We start from the raw sequence: 16,112 nt of genomic DNA on the forward strand, positions 1-16,112 counted from the left end.
CGGCAGAGCAGGCAGAGAGCTCTAAACAGTGCAAGCAGATTGATTTGAGAGAATGGCTGAACTGGGGCAATATTTATATTGCTACTCAATTGAAACATAGACGGCCTACCAGCAACTCCTCTCGACCTAGCTCAGGCAAACTTGAAGCATGACTTTGTTGCCCTAATCACGACTCATCATCAAGCAATGTGATTTGTAAAGACCGTAAGCCAATTAGCACATTAAAAGCATGCCCAACAACAGATTTCAGTTCGCAAAAGCTTAACTCATGGCCTCAAAAGTCAGATTCAAAGGCATTCATAATTAAAGATGCAATGAAACATTTTTCAGGTGCATGTCTTGACACAATGCAAGGTGCAGAATTCAGCTTATTGGCTTGCCAATCCCATCAGTTAGCAATCGCATTTAAGGCTCATTGAATTGAGTGAACAGCTTTTTATGAGTTTTAGGCAAACCAAAAATTCATTGAGGCCAATGAATGGGCGATGCTGGGTTCGAACCAGCGACATCCTGCTTGTAAGGCAGGCGCTCTACCGCTGAGCTAATCGCCCCTAGAGACAATTGTGCCCCAAGAGGTCAGGGTGGACTTGATCACCATAGAAGAGACATGGCCTCAGGCGAAGACCACGACAAAGCCACCTGCTTCTGGAGCCTGCCATTTGGCTTCGCTCTGAGCTTTGTGATGGGCTTGCCTAGTGGTCTGATGGGTGGGCTCGCCTTTGTAGTCGGCGGACTGTGGCTTTCCCCAGACCTCGACACTGACTCAAAACCATTGAAGCGCTGGGGGGTCTTGCAAGGACTTTGGTGGCCCTACCGCAAACTGATTCCCCATCGCTCCCTCTTCTCCCACGGCCCACTGATCGGTACCGGTCTAAGGCTCGCCTACCTGATGAGTTGGACTGGCCTACTACTGATGCTCTTGCAGCCGCTGGGTTGTCCTGCACCGCTCAGCCTTGCCAAAGCATTGAATGAGCAGCTACGGCTTAATCCTCAACCAATCCTGTCACTGCTGCTCGGGCTGGAAGCCAGTGTTTGGCTACACCTCATTCTCGATGGCGATCCCCTGCCCGCCGAATGGCATCGCTGGCGTCATCGATGAGAAGGTAGGCCAATACAAACCAATGGCCATGGACGCCGAACAGCATCTGGCTCCCACAGAAGCCATCGCGGAGCTGGTCAACATCGTGGCCCAGCTCAGGGATCCAAAGGGAGGTTGCCCATGGGATCTAGAGCAGACCCATACCTCCTTGATTCAATGCCTGTTGGAAGAAGCCCACGAAGTGGCCGACGCCATCCGCAACGGCGATGACAACCACCTCAGCGAAGAACTAGGGGATCTTCTTCTGCAGGTCGTTCTACATGCTCAGATCGCTAACGAAGAAGGACGCTTCAATCTTGAAGACATCGCCCGAGGCATCAGCGCAAAGCTGATTCGCCGACACCCACATGTGTTCGCAGAGGCAGTCGCAATCGACAGCGAAGCAGTTCGGCAAAGTTGGGAATCGATTAAAGCGAGCGAGCAACCCAGCTCAGCCTCTAAAAGTCCGCTAAGCGATCGTCTACGTAGCAAGGTCAGAGGTCAGCCAGCTCTGGCTGGAGCGATGGCCATCTCAAAAAAGGTCGCGAACGTTGGCTTCGAATGGAACACCATCGATGGAGTATGGGGAAAAGTGCAAGAAGAGTTCGAGGAACTCAAAGAGGCGGTAGAGCATGAAGACCAAGCCCATGCACAAACAGAACTTGGTGATGTGCTGTTCACTCTTGTGAATGTTGCTCGCTGGTGCGGCCTAAACCCAGAAGAAGGCCTTGCAGGTACAAACCAACGCTTTCTTGATCGCTTTTCTCGCGTTGAAGCAGCACTCGAGGGCCAGCTAAGCGGCCAAGCACTGACGGCACTAGAACAACTTTGGCAAGAAGCCAAAGCAGCAATTCGAGAAGAGGCTGACGACAAAAAGATATCGAATTAACACACATTGAAGGCTTATGAGAACAAGTTCTATAGCCTAAATTTACAACCTCAAACTCAAGCCATTTACTTCAGGTAAAGCCAGAGATGATTTATCCAATGTTCGCTGTATCAATTACCGATTTTCCCCTAACGATTACAGCCGTATTAATTGCAATCGCATTTTGGACAGGCGAGAGGGCATTCCGAAATCGTAATAATCAAAAAAAAGAAGAATGATCACCTGCTTATTAATTTAGCCCTTGGACGTCAATTATTCATTGAATGGATCATTGGGAGTATTTGGCTTTGAAAGCATCCAAAAAGCGATGCGACCTCAAAACCCAGTCATTAGCTTAAGAGAAGATTCTAAGTTTGTCTTACGAAGTTTCCATAAGCAGAAGTATGAACAATCTCAACCTTCAAAAAAGAAGGGTTAGCACCAATGCCATGGCCAGTTAAATCTGGCCTAGCCAAATCTTGACCTGCAACAATCATGTGTTTTAATCATTAACATGCGCCATGCCACTAAGCCCAATTCAATAGAGTCACACTCCTAAAAAATACTTCCAAGATCTGCTACTAAAGTCAATGGACGATCTAAGAGTTAATTCACAATTAGTCATCCCATCAGCTGAATTACAATGGCGATTCTCCAAAGCTTCAGGTCCTGGTGGGCAAAACGTCAATAAGACCAATAGTCGAGTTGAACTGATCTTTGATCTCAACGCAACCTCTGCACTAGGACCTTTTCGAAAAAAACGCTTATTAAATCAACTTCAACATCGCTTGGTGGCTGGTTGTATACGTGTGGTTGCAGCGGAAGAACGTTCGCAATATCAAAACCGTCAGTTAGCCCTTTCGAGACTGGCTTATTTTTTACGAATGGGCTTAGAAGCAGTTCCCAAGACACGCAAACCAACCAAACCCAGTCAAGCAGCAAAGAAACGTCGTCTTCAAGCCAAAAAACTGCGCGGCGAATTAAAACGTACCCGACAATCCAAACCTTCACTCGATGCCTAATTAGCATTCAGCCAGCATGAATTGCGTTAATTATTTATGCAAAGATGCACTTCTAAGTACAAAACAATGTCCTTCGGACAGAACAACCAAAAAGGACTCAAAACATTGAATTAAGTCAATTCCTTTGCTCGCCTGCCCTCCAGGCCCAGAAGCCCTTGAAAACACCACTGCAGTTCAGCAGTGGGAATCAACAAGCGATTCGTGATCAGAAGGTCTTGCACCATGGACCCACGCTGGCATCCAAGCCCTACGGGGGACTTAGCTGGAAGAGAGTTTTAGGCCTCCTTGCCATGGACAGCCCTTCGATAACAGCAAGTGGCTGGATCGATGAACACCACCGGGGTGTTCGCTATGGCCTTCAAGGCCGTGTATTGGTTGATGAAAAAAGCCCATACCAGCGCATCACGGTGATCGACAGCAGCCGCTACGGGAAAGGGCTGTTGCTCGACGGCTGCTGGATGACCGCTGAACACCAGGAACGCCACTATCACGAATCCTTAGTTCACCCAGCTCTGTGTAGCGCTGCCCAACTTGAAAAGGTGTTGGTGATTGGGGGAGGCGATGGCGGCACAGCAAGGGAGTGCCTGCGCTACCAAGACGTCAAACACCTCGATATGGTGGAAATTGATGGCCGAGTCGTGGAACTGAGCCAAAAGCATCTGCCCAGCCTTGGAGGCCATGCTTGGAGCGATCCCCGCTTACAGCTCAACCTGGAAGACGGCATTGCCTGGACGGCCAATGCAGCAGAGGCCTCTTACAACGTGATTCTCGTGGACAGCTCAGACCCGACTGGACCCGCAGAAGGTCTCTTCAATCAAACCTTCTTTGAGCATTGCCGACGCATCCTGCGGCCCGGAGGAGTTTTTGCTACTCAAAGCGAATCACCAGAAGCATTCCGTCAGGTTCACATCGACACTGTGCGTCTGATCCGTCAAATTTTCGGCCATGCCGACCCCCTTTACGGCTGGGTGCCGATGTATCCAAGCGGCTGGTGGAGCTGGACCTTCGCCGCCATCGATGGACCTCGTTATCGCAACCCACTCCCAGCAAGAGCAGCCGCCATCTCCGCAGGCTGTGAAATCTGGAGCCCCCGCTGGCAACAGGGTGCCTTTCAAGCCATCCCAGCTTTCATTGAACGGGAGCTGACTTGATGCCCCAAAACACAACAACCACTGCAGCAAGATTCGACAGCGAAGGTGCGATCTTCATGGCTGCCAGTCGCGACCCTGTCGGATGCAACGTCGGACTGTTTGGCGTGCCTTACGACGGCACCTCTTCATTCCGCCCAGGCAGCCGCTTCGGTCCGGTAGCCATCCGCGACGTCAGCAATGGCCTAGAGACCTACTGCCCACAGCTTGATCTGGATCTAGAAGAGATTGCCTTCACCGATCTTGGCGCCCTTGACATTCCCTGTGGCGACCCTAAGCCCGTTGTAGAAGCAGTCAAAAAAGCCACCCAAAACGTGCTGAAGATGGGTCTCAGGCCGCTGATGCTAGGCGGCGAGCACTCGATCAGCTCCGGCGCAGTGGCTGCAATCACTGAATTGCATTCAGATCTCGTGCTGTTGCAACTCGATGCCCATGCAGATCTCCGCCAAGAGTATCTAGGGGCGCAACACAGCCATGCCTGTGCCATGCGCCGTTGCCTCGAGGTACTGCCCAGCACTCAGCTGCTGCAGTTAGCAATCCGCAGTGGCACTCGCGCAGAATTTCAAGAGCTACACGACCAACAACGGCTGGTGAACCACAACCCCGGCCAAGCGGCCACTGAGCTCGCTAATGCCCTTGCACCCCATCAAGGCAAACCCATCTATCTCACCGTGGATTTGGATTGGTTCGACCCATCCGTCCTGCCAGGGACGGGCACACCTGAACCAGGCGGCTTTCTATGGCGCGATTTTGCCGCCGTCGTGGATGTACTACGACAACATCAGCTTGTCGGCGCCGACGTGGTGGAACTCGCCCCCCAACTCGATCCTTCAGGGATGAGTAGTGTGCTTGGCGCCAAGGTGACCCGCAGCCTGCTCATGCTGCTCAGCCTGTCTGCAGCAACTGAGCAAAAGCGAGCACCCTGACTGCATTGCTTCAGCAGAATTTCGAGCAGAATCTTCGAACACTCAAAGCAGCTCGGAAAACATCCAACAAGAGTAAGAACAGCTCCTGAATCCCCTGATCAAAGATCCTCACTAAGACAACCAACCAAAGTACGACCAAGCTCAAGCTGCCGGTCCATCTGAGTTTCAGTCACTTTCTCCTTCAACAATGGCAGTGATGGGGCTTGTTCTGTCCAGTGATGACACAGAGCAACGTGCGCCAACTCAGGATGCACGCTGATTTGTCTAAGACGACACCAACCTGCAGCCGCCAACTGACTGGTACCACAGTGTTCACAGGTTTTGCAGCTGGCTCTCGTGGACATTTTTCAATCCCCGAATGACGCTCAGGGTAAGGACTGTTGACGGATTGGACTACTGAAATCGTCAAATCTGCGACTTTCCTTCCGCTTCTGCAAACCAGATAGCACCCTCCATAGGATTTCGGCACTGCAACGTCCAGCCCGTGAATCTGCAACACACCCCCCTCCATGACCTCTGCCGAGATGCAGGAGGCCGGATGGTGCCCTTTGCCGGCTGGGACATGCCAGTGCAGTTCTCTGGCCTGCTCCAAGAACATCAGGCAGTGCGTCAGAAGGTGGGAATGTTCGATATCTCTCATATGGGAGTGCTGCGTCTCGAAGGAACCAACCCCAAAGACACCTTGCAGGCACTAGTGCCAACCGACCTCAATCGCATCGGTCCAGGTGAGGCTTGCTACACGGTGCTGCTCAACGAAACAGGCGGAATTCTCGATGACCTAGTCGTTTACGACCTTGGCACCAATAAGCAAGACAGCCAAAGCCTGCTGATTGTGATTAATGCAGCCTGCAGCGAAACCGACACCATCTGGTTAAAGCAACATTTGCAGCACGCAGGCATCGCACTCTCGGATGCCAAGAACAATGGCGTCTTACTGGCACTACAAGGACCCCAAGCGACCAAGGTGTTGGAACGCTTAAGTGGCGAATCACTAGCGAGCCTTCCCCGCTTCGGCCATCGCCAAGTCCAGTTTTACGGCCTGGGAGCGGAAGATCCCTCTTCAGTCTTCGTTGCACGAACTGGCTACACCGGCGAAGACGGCTTTGAACTGCTCCTGGAGGCAGAAGCCGGCCGAGCCCTCTGGCTCAAATTGCTCGCCGAAGGAGTCATCCCATGCGGACTCGGTTCCCGTGACACCCTGCGTCTAGAGGCAGCAATGCACCTCTATGGACAGGACATGGACATCAATACAACACCCTTCGAGGCTGGTCTCAGCTGGTTGGTACACCTGGAAATGCCTGCTCCATTCATGGGTCGAACTGCCTTAGAGCAACAAGCAGAGCAAGGCCCCATTCGCCGCTTGGTCGGTCTAAAGCTGTCTGGACGAGCCATAGCCCGTCATGGATACCCACTGCTTCACAACAACAACAAAGTGGGAGAAATCACAAGCGGCACCTGGTCGCCCAGTCTGGGAGAAGCGATAGCCCTGGGCTATCTACCCACAGCTCTAGCCCGCATCGGTAACGAAGTGGAGGTAGAGATCCGCGGCAAGCACCACCGGGCAACGGTGGTGAAGCGCCCCTTTTATCGCCGTCCTTCCCTTAGCTGAAGGCCATCGCCAAAACGGGTCGTTCTAATAAGCGGCAACAAGCCCCTGTGGGAAACTCGCTTTTCATCCTGAAGCCTTCCCCATGCGCAGCAACGGTTGCGGCGAACTGCGCAGTAAGCACATCGCCTCCAACGTGAAACTGTGTGGCTGGGTTGACCGCTGTCGAGACCATGGCGGAGTGATCTTCATCGATCTGCGAGACCGCAGTGGAACCATACAAATCACCGTGGATCCCGATCAAGGTGCTGAGCTCTTCGCAAGCGCAGAGAGCCTGCGTAATGAAACCGTCCTGCAGATCACGGGTCTGGTCAGACCCAGGCCGGCCGATGCAATCAACAGCAAACTCAGCACCGGCGAGATTGAGGTACTAGCCAATGGTCTCGAGGTACTCAACCCCGTCACAGGCAACCTGCCCTTTACGGTCTCGATTCACGACGAAGAACCCGTCAAAGAAGAGCTACGTCTGCGTCACCGCCACCTGGATCTGCGCCGGGAGCGAATGAGCCGCAATCTCCAGCTACGCCACACAACCATTAAAACGGCTCGTCGTTTTTTAGAAGACGAGGGATTCATCGAAGTGGAAACTCCTGTTCTCACACGCTCCACGCCCGAAGGAGCCCGCGACTACCTAGTGCCTTCAAGGGTATGCAGCGGTGAATGGTTTGCTCTGCCTCAATCCCCCCAGCTGTTCAAACAATTACTCATGGTGGGCGGCTTGGAGCGCTACTACCAAGTCGCTCGCTGCTTCCGCGATGAAGACCTACGCGCCGACAGGCAGCCGGAATTCACCCAGCTGGACATCGAAATGAGTTTCATGGATCAAGAACAGATCCTCAAGCTCAATGAACGACTGATCGCCACCATCTGGAAAGCAGTGAAAGGCATCGACCTACCACTTCCCTTCCCAAGATTGACCTGGCATGAGGCCATGGACCGATACGGCACCGACCGGCCCGATACCCGCTATGGAATGGAGCTCAATGATGTCAGCGACATCCTCAAAGACATGGGCTTCAAAGTCTTCTCCGGGGCCATAGCCGCTGGAGGCTCCGTGAAGTGCATCACTGTGCCAAACGGGAACGACCTGATCAGCAACGTGCGCATCAAACCCGGCGGAGACATTTTCAACGAAGCCCAAAAAGCTGGGGCCGGTGGCCTGGCTTTCATCCGTGTACGCGATTCCGATGAGATCGACAGCATCGGTGCGATCAAAGACAACCTCAACAGCAAACAAAAGGCAGCCCTGCTGAAACAGACTGGAGCCAAAGCGGGTGACCTGATTTTGTTCGGAGCGGGCAAGACCGCCACCGTCAACAGCGCCCTTGACCGGGTGCGGCAATTCCTGGGCCGCGAGCTGGGCCTGATCCCCACAGACCAAGACAACAAGCTATGGCAGTTCCTCTGGGTCGTGGACTTCCCGATGTTCGAGTTGAACGCAGAAGAAAACCGCCTTGAGGCTCTCCATCACCCCTTCTGTGCACCAAATAAAGACGATCTAGGCGACGATCCCGACGCCTGGATGGAGCGCCTACCTCAAGCCCGTGCTCAGGCCTATGACCTTGTCTTGAATGGGCTGGAGCTTGGCGGCGGATCAATGCGCATCCACAATGCCGAACTGCAACGACAAGTGCTGCAAACCATCGGTCTGCCCCTAGAAGAAGCAAATCAACAATTCGGCTTCCTCATCGATGCCCTTGAGATGGGAGCCCCACCTCATGGCGGCTTGGCATTCGGGATGGATCGGATCGTCATGCTGCTCACAGGAGAAGACTCGATCCGCGACACGATTGCCTTCCCAAAAACCCAACAAGCTCGCTGCCTGATGACCCAAGCCCCCGCAGGTGTCTCCAACCATCAATTAGAGGAACTGCATGTAGAAAGCACCTGGGTCGATCCCGAATAGATTCAGCGCATTCCAGACAACAAGGGGCGTCTTCATTAACCCTGAAGGCATATCTTCGCGGGCAACACTTGAAGAGCAGCCCCCAGCAAACCAAGACTTCCCGAGTCCGCAGAAGCGGCAGCACAGATCCTGTGCGTCTCTACTTGCAGGACATTGGACGCGTAGAGCTACTAACCAATGAAGAGGAAGTGACCCTGGCGAGACTTGTGCAGCGCAGGGAAGCCCTACTCAAACAGGAAAGGAAACTGGCCTCCAACCAAGAAGCGATCAAAGAATTACAAAGACTGGAGGAGCTGCAGCAACGAGAAGCGAACCATTCATGCCACTGGCCCACCAAACAGGAATGGGCGATGGCTGCTGGGCTCAGCCTGGCCGAGCTGCAAGAGAAAATCGAGACTGGTTACAAAACCTGGGGAGCCCTGACTGGTCTTGATCCCTTGGAACTCAAGCGAAGTTTGCGAGCTGGTCGGCGTGCCAAGGATCAGATGATCCAGGCCAATCTTCGACTTGTGGTGGCTGTAGCCAAGAAATATCAACAACGGGGCATAGAGCTGCTGGATCTGGTGCAAGAAGGCACCCTGGGCTTGGAACGCGCAGTAGAGAAGTTCGACCCCACTAGAGGTTTCCGCTTCAGCACCTACGCCTACTGGTGGATCCGTCAGGGCATCACCAGGGCCATTGCGACGCAAAGTCGGACGATCCGACTGCCGATGCACATCACCGAAAAACTCAACCGCATCAAACGGGTTCAACAGGAGATTGCTAGCAACCAAGGACGATTAGCTTCGATTGCCGAGCTCGCCAAGGCTCTTGGCCTTAGTGAAGAAACAGTGCGCCTAACCCTAATGAGGGTTCCACGTTCTATCTCCCTGGACACTCGAATAGGCCAAGAACAAGACAGCCAACTCGGCGATCTGCTGGAAGACAGCAACGCGACCCCAGAGGAGAAACTCACCCGCGATCAATTGCACAACGACCTTGAAATCTTGCTGGATGAACTAAGCAACCGCGAAGCGACAGTCATCAGACGACGTTTTGGACTTGAAGACGACACTCCGCAAACCCTGACGCAAATTGGCGAGGCAATGCATCTATCGCGAGAACGAGTGCGTCAGATTGAAACCCATGCCCTCTTGAAATTGCGTCAACCGCAACGTCGCTGCAAGGTACGGGACTACATTCAAAATCTCGATTCCTGATTAACACTTCACAAACGCACTGAATTTCAATACCTCAGACCTCCTTCCTTGAAATCGGCATCCCAGCAGACAAACGACAGGCAATCTCTGACGGCCTTGGAAGGGTTCTCGCCGATACCTATATGCTCTACGGCAAAACCCACGGATTCCACTGCAACGTAACCAGCCCGATGTTCAACACGCTCCACCTGATGTTTATGGAGCAATACACCGAGCTCTGGAATGCCCTCGATGTGATCGCCGAACGCATTCGTGCCCTTGGTTTTCTGGCACCCTTCGGCGGCAATACCCTCGGACAACTCGCTTCGATCAAGGAAGCGGAGCACCATCCCGCCACCCTCGAGATGGTGCGCGAGCTGGTCGATGGTCATGAAGAAGTGGCACGCACCGCTCGGGAAATTTTCAAACTGGCTGAAGCCGCCAATGACCAGCCCAGCGCCGATCTCTTAACCCAGCGGCTTGAGATTCACGAAAAAACCGCCTGGATGCTGCGCAGCCTGCTGGAAGCATGAGAAAGCCGAGCTAACTTAAAGAATCAGCCTGAAATTCATGGCCAAGTTCGTCTTTGTTACCGGTGGAGTCGTATCAAGCATCGGCAAGGGAATTGTGGCCGCGAGCCTTGGTCGCCTACTCAAGTCGCGTGGCTACAGCGTCTCGATCCTGAAGCTGGATCCCTACCTCAATGTGGACCCAGGCACCATGAGTCCATTTCAACATGGTGAAGTGTTCGTCACCGAAGACGGCGCCGAAACCGACTTGGATCTTGGCCACTACGAGCGCTTTACTGACACAGCAATGTCACGCCTCAATAGCGTAACCACTGGCTCGATATATCAAGCAGTCATCAATAAGGAACGGCGCGGCGACTACAACGGCGGCACTGTGCAAGTGATCCCCCACATCACTGGTGAGATTCGCGAACGCATCCACCGAGTAGCAGCCAATAGTGGCGCAGATGTCGTGATCACAGAAATCGGCGGCACTGTCGGAGACATCGAATCTCTGCCCTTCCTCGAAGCAATCCGTGAATTCCGTGGTGACGTAGGACGCAACGACCTTGCCTACATCCATGTAACCCTACTCCCGTTCATCGGCACATCCGGTGAACTCAAAACCAAGCCCACACAGCACTCCGTCAAAGAACTGCGCGCAATCGGCATACAACCAGATGTACTGGTTTGCCGCAGCGACCGCCCAATCAATGAAGACCTAAAGAGCAAAATTGGAGGCTTCTGCGGGGTACCAAACCGGGCTGTCATCACTGCCCTTGATGCCGACAGCATTTATGCCGTACCCATCTCACTAGAGGAAGAGGGCCTCTGTCTAGAAATGCTGGATGTACTCAACCTGACTGACCATGACAGCGACATGAAAAGCTGGGTTCAGCTGGTTCATAAGCTGCGCAACCCAGGTCCCGCTGTGAAGGTGGCCCTAGTCGGAAAATATGTGCAACTCAACGACGCCTACCTTTCAGTAGTAGAAGCCCTGCGCCATGCCTGCCTCACCCAAGATGCCTCCCTCGAGCTGTCTTGGGTCTGCGCCGAGCAGATCGAAACGCATGGTCCTGAAAGCCTACTCAAAGGAATGGATGCTGTTGTAGTTCCTGGAGGCTTCGGTAACCGCGGCGTCGATGGCAAAGTTGCTGCCATTCGCTGGGCGAGAGAACAACGAGTGCCATTCCTAGGGCTTTGTCTAGGCATGCAATGCGCTGTGATCGAGTGGGCACGCAACCAGGCAGGACTCACTGGAGCCAGCAGTTCCGAGCTGGAGCCCAACACCAGCCATCCTGTTATCCACCTCCTGCCAGAGCAACAAGACGTAGTCGATCTAGGCGGCACAATGAGGCTTGGAGTCTATCCATGCCGCATCGCACCAGACACGTTGGCACAGAAGCTTTATGGCGAACAGGTTGTCTACGAGCGCCACCGCCATCGCTATGAATTCAACAACTCCTACCGCAACCTATTTATTGAATCCGGCTACACCATCAGCGGTAGCTCACCCGATGGACGCCTCGTAGAACTGATCGAGCTGAAAGGTCATCCCTTCTTCACAGCCTGCCAATACCACCCTGAATTTCTCTCCCGACCCGGAAAACCCCATCCCCTCTTCCGGGGATTGATTGAGGCAGCTCAACTACGGCTACCAGCCTCACCTGACGAAGCCCTACGCCGACAAAGCCAGACCAACATCTCCGCTCAGGAGCAACCCAGCCGGATTGGATGACCGGCAATCTGCCGGTAGTAGAAACCTTCCATTCCCTACAAGGAGAAGGAGCCCATGTCGGTCGCAGCGCCTTCTTCATCAGGCTCGCCGGCTGTGATGTCGGCTGTTCATGGTGCGACACCAAGCACTCTTGGAACTCGAGAAACCATCCGCAAATCACGCTTGAACAACTAGCAGAGGAAACAGCAACAGCAGCAAAAGATGGCGCGGCCTTTGTGGTGTTGACCGGGGGTGAGCCATTGCAACACAACATCGCGCCCCTATGTGAGGCACTACGCATTGCCACAGCACCAAACCACGGCGGGCCATTGCCAATCCATCTAGAAACCAGCGGAGTGAATCAGCTCAGCGGTGTTCCCACATGGATCACTCTCTCGCCAAAACGCCATGCGCCACCTCGCACAGACTTATTAGCAGCGTGTCATGAGCTTAAAGTTGTAGTTCATGAAACAGACGATCTGAACTTCGCCGAAGACATGGCCAAAGCTGCCTTAGAAGCGAGAAAGAACGACAACACCTCACAATCACACCTCAGCAACACATCAAAGGAACCACTCCTTTTCCTTCAACCTGGCTGGGAGACAACAACAGGTCAACAACTAGCTTTCGAGCACGTACGAAGTCATCCCACCTGGAGACTCAGCATGCAAACCCACAAGTGGCTTGGTATACGTTGAACCTCAAAGCTTGGTTGCCTCCCGCTGAGTGATCTCAGCCTTCCACAACCGCCAACGCACCTCTAAGCCACCAGGTACATCAACGACGATCGGGAAGGAGGCGTTATAGGGAACCAAATAGGGCTTACTGCCAAAAACCAGAAAGCTCTCACGCATCGGCTCATCAGGAGGACAAACCATGCGGGTGGACATCACCTTGACTGCACCTGCAACGCTATAGAGCATCCGCTGCTCAGCTCCTTGAAGCCGCTCCATCCTCAGCCCTTGACCAGCCAAGTGATACTGATTGCAGTCCAATTGGATCGTTCGACCCACAATCAACTGGACCCGCCAATCCACAGCATTAGTGGACAGGCCAGGATCAGAACTTTTGCTAGCAACCCTGGGAGCTGAATCACCCAGCGTTGCTGTCCAGCAATCGGCTGCGGGTAATCATTCAAATCCATTCGAGGTATTGCCCGCAGGGGTTCCAACACTGTCGTCGACCACAAAACAACCAGCCCGAAAAAGATTCTGTTCTGAATTGATGCCTGCATACCAACAAGCGCTAGAGAATGGCCAGCATGATCCACTCAACAACCATTGCCCTGCTATCAGGAGGTCTTGATTCCGCCACTGCCGCTGCCTTGGCAGTGGAAGCAGGTCAAAAGGTCATCGGACTTTCGTTCGATTACGGGCAACGACATCGCAAAGAACTGCAAGCCGCTGACGCGCTAGCGGCCCACATGGGTCTAACCGAACACCATGTAATCAGTGTCAACCTTGGCAGTTGGGGAGGCTCCTCCCTCACCGATCTAACGCAAACAGTACCCAGTGAAGGAGTCGTGGACGGAGTGATCCCCAACACTTACGTACCTGGGCGCAACACGGTCTTCATTGCCATTGGCCTCAGTCTTGCCGAAGCCCGCAATGCCAATCAGCTGGTATTAGGGGTCAATGCAATGGACTACTCCGGCTACCCAGACTGCAGACCTGACTATCTCAAGGCCTATCAGAGCTTGGCTGATCTGGCCAATAAAGCTGGCCGTGAAGGACATGGGATCAAACTCTGGGCTCCACTCATGCATTTGCACAAGAAACGAATTGTGCAAGAGGCGCTGAGGCTAGGGGTACCAATCGATAAAACCTGGAGTTGCTATAGCGGAGGTGATCATGCCTGCGGCATATGCGACAGCTGCCGCATCCGCGATGCAGCTTTGAGCGAGGCTGGCAGATCAGATCTCTGCAGCAAGCCAACACCATGACTTCTCTGGAGCGGCGACTTTGCCGCTGGCAAGAACCAGCGAAGTTGGCAAAACAACTCGCCAAAACTTGGGGAGAAGCTGGGCTTGTCTGGCTGGATGGAGACGGCAGTGGTCTAGGTCGTTGGGCGACTCTGGCAGTCGATCCCATTCATCAGATTTGTTGCCGAGGCATCCCTGGCGAAAAAGACGCCAGCAACCCATTCGAAGCCCTACGTGATCTAGAACCAGGACACTGGACAGGCTGGCTCAGCTACGAAGCAGCAGCCTGGATAGAACCCAAAAATCCCTGGAAAGCAGATTCCATGGCGACTCTGTGGATGGCGCAACATGATCCTGTACTGCGATTCGACCTTCAAAAGCATCAGCTATGGATCGAAGGGTGTGATCCCAAACGACTGCAAGAACTAGCTAACTGGCTAGAAGCCAACCCACCTGAAGATGCACCTAAAAGCAGCAAAGATGAGTCGTTACTTGCAACAACAGACCTCAACATTCCCGTCAATGCATGGCAATGGCTCACCACTAGAGCTGACTATGCACGTGATGTGCAGCAGATCAGACATTGGATTGCCAGCGGCGATATTTTCCAGGCCAATCTCAGCGCTTGCTGTACCACCACGATCCCTTCAGAAAGCTTCGCCGTAGACCTTTTCCTAAAACTTCGCCACCACAACCCAGCTCCCTTTGCCGGCCTAGTGATAGCTGCAGGCCTTGCAAAAGGTGAAGCCGTGATCTCCGCCTCTCCAGAGCGTTTCCTAAAAGCATTCCCCACAGGAGAAGTTGAAACGCGACCAATCAAAGGGACCCGACCACGCCACCCCAATCAAAGCCAAGACGCTGATCTGGCAGCTGATCTTGTTTGCAGCAGCAAAGACCGAGCTGAAAACGTGATGATCGTCGATCTATTGCGCAACGATCTAGGGCGAGTCTGTCAATCCGGCTCCATCACAGTGCCTAAATTGGTAAGCCTTGAGAGCTATCCCCATGTGCATCACCTCACCTCAGTAGTGCAAGGACGGCTTCGATCAGACCAATCTTGGGTAGACCTACTACAAGCCTGTTGGCCGGGAGGCTCCATCAGCGGTGCCCCCAAGCTGCGCGCCTGTCAGCGGCTGAACGAACTGGAACCAACAGCACGCGGGCCCTATTGCGGCTCGTTGTTGCATCTCAACTGGGATGGGCAGCTCGACAGCAGCATTCTGATTCGCTCGATGTTGCTCGAGGGCAACACCTTACGAGCCCATGCCGGCTGCGGCATCGTGACCGGTTCCGACCCCTATTGCGAAGCTGATGAGCTGAACTGGAAACTGCTGCCACTACTGGAGGCACTGCAATGAAAAACCAGATTGCCTGGATCGATGGCAGCTGGGGTAGCACTGCGGAGCTCGCTCTTCCGCTAGGAGATCGAGGCCTGCAGCTTGCCGATGGCATCTTTGAGACAATTCTGATCCTTGATGGACATCCACAACTCCTCAATGCTCATCTCAGCCGCTGGCAGACCAGCGCATGCCTGCTAGAGATGGCCCCCCCGCCTACAGCGAAATGGTTGACACCTCTGATCAAAGAGGGCCTGAAACAATGCAACTTGGACAATGGCAATGGGGCCCTGCGCCTAAACTGGAGCCGTGGCGATAGGTCAAGCCGAGGCATCAGTCTGCCCCAGAGCAACCCGAGTTCAACAACCCATCGCTTCTGGCTAGAGCTGAATGCAGTGGAGCCCTGCTTTACTCCACTTACGACGATCATCAGTTGCCATGAGCGTCGCAACGCCAATAGTCGCTTGAGTCGTTGCAAAACCTTCGCCTACGGTCAAGCGATACAGGCCCGCCACGAAGCACAGAAAGCGAATTGCGATGAGGCCATCCTGCTCAGCACAAGCGGTGAACTTTGTTGTGGCAGTACCGCCAACCTCATCGTGCGACGAAACAATCATTGGCTCACACCTCGGATTGCTAGTGGCTGTCTACCAGGTGTCATGCGACAACAGGGCCTCGAACAAGGATGGCTGCAAGAAACTCAACTAGAAGCCACACCAGAAAAAGATGATCAATGGCTACTGATTAATAGCCTCAGCTGCCAACCCATCGTGAAGCTCGATGATCATCTGCTCAGAGCATGGTCGAATCCTGAAGGCCTTTGGAACTCCCTCTTAAAAGCCAACAACACTGACACTGCTCCCAGACATACAGATTAATGCCCCAGCCCTAAACAT

The 16,112-nt window shown here is 53.6% G+C and carries 17 protein-coding genes and 1 tRNA gene; 14 read left to right on the forward strand and 4 right to left on the reverse strand.

Annotation, left to right across the window (positions count from 1 at the left end; all coding sequences use genetic code 11):
• Positions 1-479: 479 nt before the first annotated feature.
• Positions 480-551, reverse strand: a tRNA-Val gene (locus SIB66_RS03120).
• Positions 552-607: 56 nt separating this feature from the next.
• On the opposite strand from SIB66_RS03120, the gene SIB66_RS03125 reads away from it, so the two are divergent.
• From SIB66_RS03125 to speB, 5 genes are all read left to right on the forward strand, one after another.
• Positions 608-1,099: a metal-binding protein gene (locus SIB66_RS03125; protein WP_063407588.1), complete on the forward strand. Its 492-nt coding sequence runs from the start codon at positions 608-610 to the stop codon at positions 1,097-1,099.
• A complete protein-coding gene (gene mazG, locus SIB66_RS03130; protein ID WP_236070418.1) occupies positions 1,053-1,967 on the forward strand; it encodes a nucleoside triphosphate pyrophosphohydrolase in 915 nt (304 codons plus the stop codon). Before SIB66_RS03125 ends, mazG begins: the two co-directional genes overlap by 47 nt.
• Positions 1,968-2,536: 569 nt before the next feature.
• Positions 2,537-2,968: an alternative ribosome rescue aminoacyl-tRNA hydrolase ArfB gene (arfB, locus tag SIB66_RS03135; protein WP_063404465.1), complete on the forward strand. Its 432-nt coding sequence runs from the start codon at positions 2,537-2,539 to the stop codon at positions 2,966-2,968.
• Between the two features lie 290 nt (positions 2,969-3,258).
• Positions 3,259-4,119: a polyamine aminopropyltransferase gene (speE, locus tag SIB66_RS03140; protein WP_063407719.1), complete on the forward strand. Its 861-nt coding sequence runs from the start codon at positions 3,259-3,261 to the stop codon at positions 4,117-4,119.
• A complete protein-coding gene (gene speB / locus SIB66_RS03145; protein WP_063407590.1) occupies positions 4,119-5,042 on the forward strand; it encodes an agmatinase in 924 nt (307 codons plus the stop codon). The genes speE and speB overlap by 1 nt, the downstream gene beginning before the upstream one ends.
• A 98-nt stretch (positions 5,043-5,140) precedes the next feature.
• On the opposite strand, the gene SIB66_RS03150 is transcribed toward speB, so the two are convergent.
• Complete coding sequence (locus SIB66_RS03150; RefSeq protein ID WP_063407591.1) at positions 5,141-5,386, reverse strand: hypothetical protein; 246 nt, start codon at positions 5,384-5,386, stop codon at positions 5,141-5,143.
• Between the two features lie 140 nt (positions 5,387-5,526).
• Here SIB66_RS03150 and gcvT point away from each other — a divergent pair, with 140 nt between their 5' ends.
• The 6 genes from gcvT to SIB66_RS03180 all read left to right on the forward strand — a co-directional run bounded on the left by gcvT (position 5,527) and on the right by SIB66_RS03180 (position 12,656).
• Complete coding sequence (gene gcvT / locus SIB66_RS03155) at positions 5,527-6,651, forward strand: glycine cleavage system aminomethyltransferase GcvT (RefSeq protein ID WP_063407592.1); 1,125 nt, start codon at positions 5,527-5,529, stop codon at positions 6,649-6,651.
• A gap of 82 nt (positions 6,652-6,733) precedes the next feature.
• Complete coding sequence (aspS, locus tag SIB66_RS03160) at positions 6,734-8,554, forward strand: aspartate--tRNA ligase (RefSeq protein WP_063407593.1); 1,821 nt, start codon at positions 6,734-6,736, stop codon at positions 8,552-8,554.
• Between the two features lie 68 nt (positions 8,555-8,622).
• Positions 8,623-9,753, forward strand: a complete 1,131-nt coding sequence (locus tag SIB66_RS03165; protein ID WP_063407594.1) for an RNA polymerase sigma factor, RpoD/SigA family — start codon at positions 8,623-8,625, stop codon at positions 9,751-9,753.
• A gap of 122 nt (positions 9,754-9,875) precedes the next feature.
• On the forward strand, positions 9,876-10,265 hold the full coding sequence (locus SIB66_RS03170) for a Dps family protein (RefSeq protein WP_236070419.1): 390 nt from the start codon (positions 9,876-9,878) through the stop codon (positions 10,263-10,265).
• Between the two features lie 37 nt (positions 10,266-10,302).
• Positions 10,303-11,979 (forward strand): CTP synthase, encoded by a 1,677-nt coding sequence (locus tag SIB66_RS03175; RefSeq protein ID WP_063407596.1) that lies wholly within the window; start codon positions 10,303-10,305, stop codon positions 11,977-11,979.
• Positions 11,976-12,656 (forward strand): 7-carboxy-7-deazaguanine synthase QueE, encoded by a 681-nt coding sequence (locus SIB66_RS03180; protein ID WP_063407597.1) that lies wholly within the window; start codon positions 11,976-11,978, stop codon positions 12,654-12,656. The genes SIB66_RS03175 and SIB66_RS03180 overlap by 4 nt, the downstream gene beginning before the upstream one ends.
• A gap of 3 nt (positions 12,657-12,659) precedes the next feature.
• Here SIB66_RS03180 and SIB66_RS03185 read toward each other — a convergent pair whose 3' ends face one another.
• Together SIB66_RS03185 and SIB66_RS03190 are read right to left on the reverse strand one after the other, a co-directional pair.
• On the reverse strand, positions 12,660-12,995 hold the full coding sequence (locus SIB66_RS03185) for an ecotin family protein (protein ID WP_236070420.1): 336 nt from the start codon (positions 12,993-12,995) through the stop codon (positions 12,660-12,662).
• Entirely contained in the window at positions 12,974-13,192 is a 219-nt protein-coding gene (locus SIB66_RS03190) for an ecotin family protein (RefSeq protein WP_236070421.1), read from the reverse strand. Before SIB66_RS03190 ends, SIB66_RS03185 begins: the two co-directional genes overlap by 22 nt.
• 27 nt (positions 13,193-13,219) lie before the next feature.
• Here SIB66_RS03190 and queC point away from each other — a divergent pair, with 27 nt between their 5' ends.
• From queC to SIB66_RS03205, 3 genes are read left to right on the forward strand one after another with little or no spacing between them, the layout of a single operon-like run.
• Complete coding sequence (queC, locus tag SIB66_RS03195) at positions 13,220-13,900, forward strand: 7-cyano-7-deazaguanine synthase QueC (RefSeq protein ID WP_063407720.1); 681 nt, start codon at positions 13,220-13,222, stop codon at positions 13,898-13,900.
• Positions 13,897-15,237 carry an anthranilate synthase component I family protein gene (locus SIB66_RS03200; RefSeq protein WP_063421797.1) on the forward strand — a complete coding sequence of 447 codons (1,341 nt, stop codon included), beginning with the start codon at positions 13,897-13,899 and terminating at the stop codon, positions 15,235-15,237. Before queC ends, SIB66_RS03200 begins: the two co-directional genes overlap by 4 nt.
• Positions 15,234-16,094 carry an aminotransferase class IV gene (locus tag SIB66_RS03205; protein WP_063407599.1) on the forward strand — a complete coding sequence of 287 codons (861 nt, stop codon included), beginning with the start codon at positions 15,234-15,236 and terminating at the stop codon, positions 16,092-16,094. Before SIB66_RS03200 ends, SIB66_RS03205 begins: the two co-directional genes overlap by 4 nt.
• The last annotated feature ends 18 nt before the right edge of the window (positions 16,095-16,112 follow it).

Source organism: Prochlorococcus sp. MIT 1318, assembly GCF_047304505.1.
GTDB lineage: Bacteria > Cyanobacteriota > Cyanobacteriia > PCC-6307 > Cyanobiaceae > Prochlorococcus > Prochlorococcus marinus_D.

Bases quoted from the DNA above. Each gene is read 5' to 3' on its own strand.
- arfB (WP_063404465.1), top strand. From the start codon at position 2,537: ATGGACGATCTAAGAGTTAATTCACAATTAGTCATCCCATCAGCTGAA.
- mazG (WP_236070418.1), top strand. From the start codon at position 1,053: ATGGCGATCCCCTGCCCGCCGAATGGCATCGCTGGCGTCATCGATGAG.
- SIB66_RS03175 (WP_063407596.1), top strand. From the start codon at position 10,303: ATGGCCAAGTTCGTCTTTGTTACCGGTGGAGTCGTATCAAGCATCGGC.
- queC (WP_063407720.1), top strand. From the start codon at position 13,220: ATGATCCACTCAACAACCATTGCCCTGCTATCAGGAGGTCTTGATTCC.
- SIB66_RS03205 (WP_063407599.1), top strand. From the start codon at position 15,234: ATGAAAAACCAGATTGCCTGGATCGATGGCAGCTGGGGTAGCACTGCG.
- speB (WP_063407590.1), top strand. From the start codon at position 4,119: ATGCCCCAAAACACAACAACCACTGCAGCAAGATTCGACAGCGAAGGT.
- SIB66_RS03125 (WP_063407588.1), top strand. From the start codon at position 608: ATGGCCTCAGGCGAAGACCACGACAAAGCCACCTGCTTCTGGAGCCTG.
- SIB66_RS03200 (WP_063421797.1), top strand. From the start codon at position 13,897: ATGACTTCTCTGGAGCGGCGACTTTGCCGCTGGCAAGAACCAGCGAAG.
- SIB66_RS03170 (WP_236070419.1), top strand. From the start codon at position 9,876: ATGCTCTACGGCAAAACCCACGGATTCCACTGCAACGTAACCAGCCCG.
- SIB66_RS03180 (WP_063407597.1), top strand. From the start codon at position 11,976: ATGACCGGCAATCTGCCGGTAGTAGAAACCTTCCATTCCCTACAAGGA.
- SIB66_RS03190 (WP_236070421.1), bottom strand. From the start codon at position 13,192: ATGCAGGCATCAATTCAGAACAGAATCTTTTTCGGGCTGGTTGTTTTG.
- speE (WP_063407719.1), top strand. From the start codon at position 3,259: ATGGACAGCCCTTCGATAACAGCAAGTGGCTGGATCGATGAACACCAC.
- aspS (WP_063407593.1), top strand. From the start codon at position 6,734: ATGCGCAGCAACGGTTGCGGCGAACTGCGCAGTAAGCACATCGCCTCC.
- SIB66_RS03150 (WP_063407591.1), bottom strand. From the start codon at position 5,386: ATGTCCACGAGAGCCAGCTGCAAAACCTGTGAACACTGTGGTACCAGT.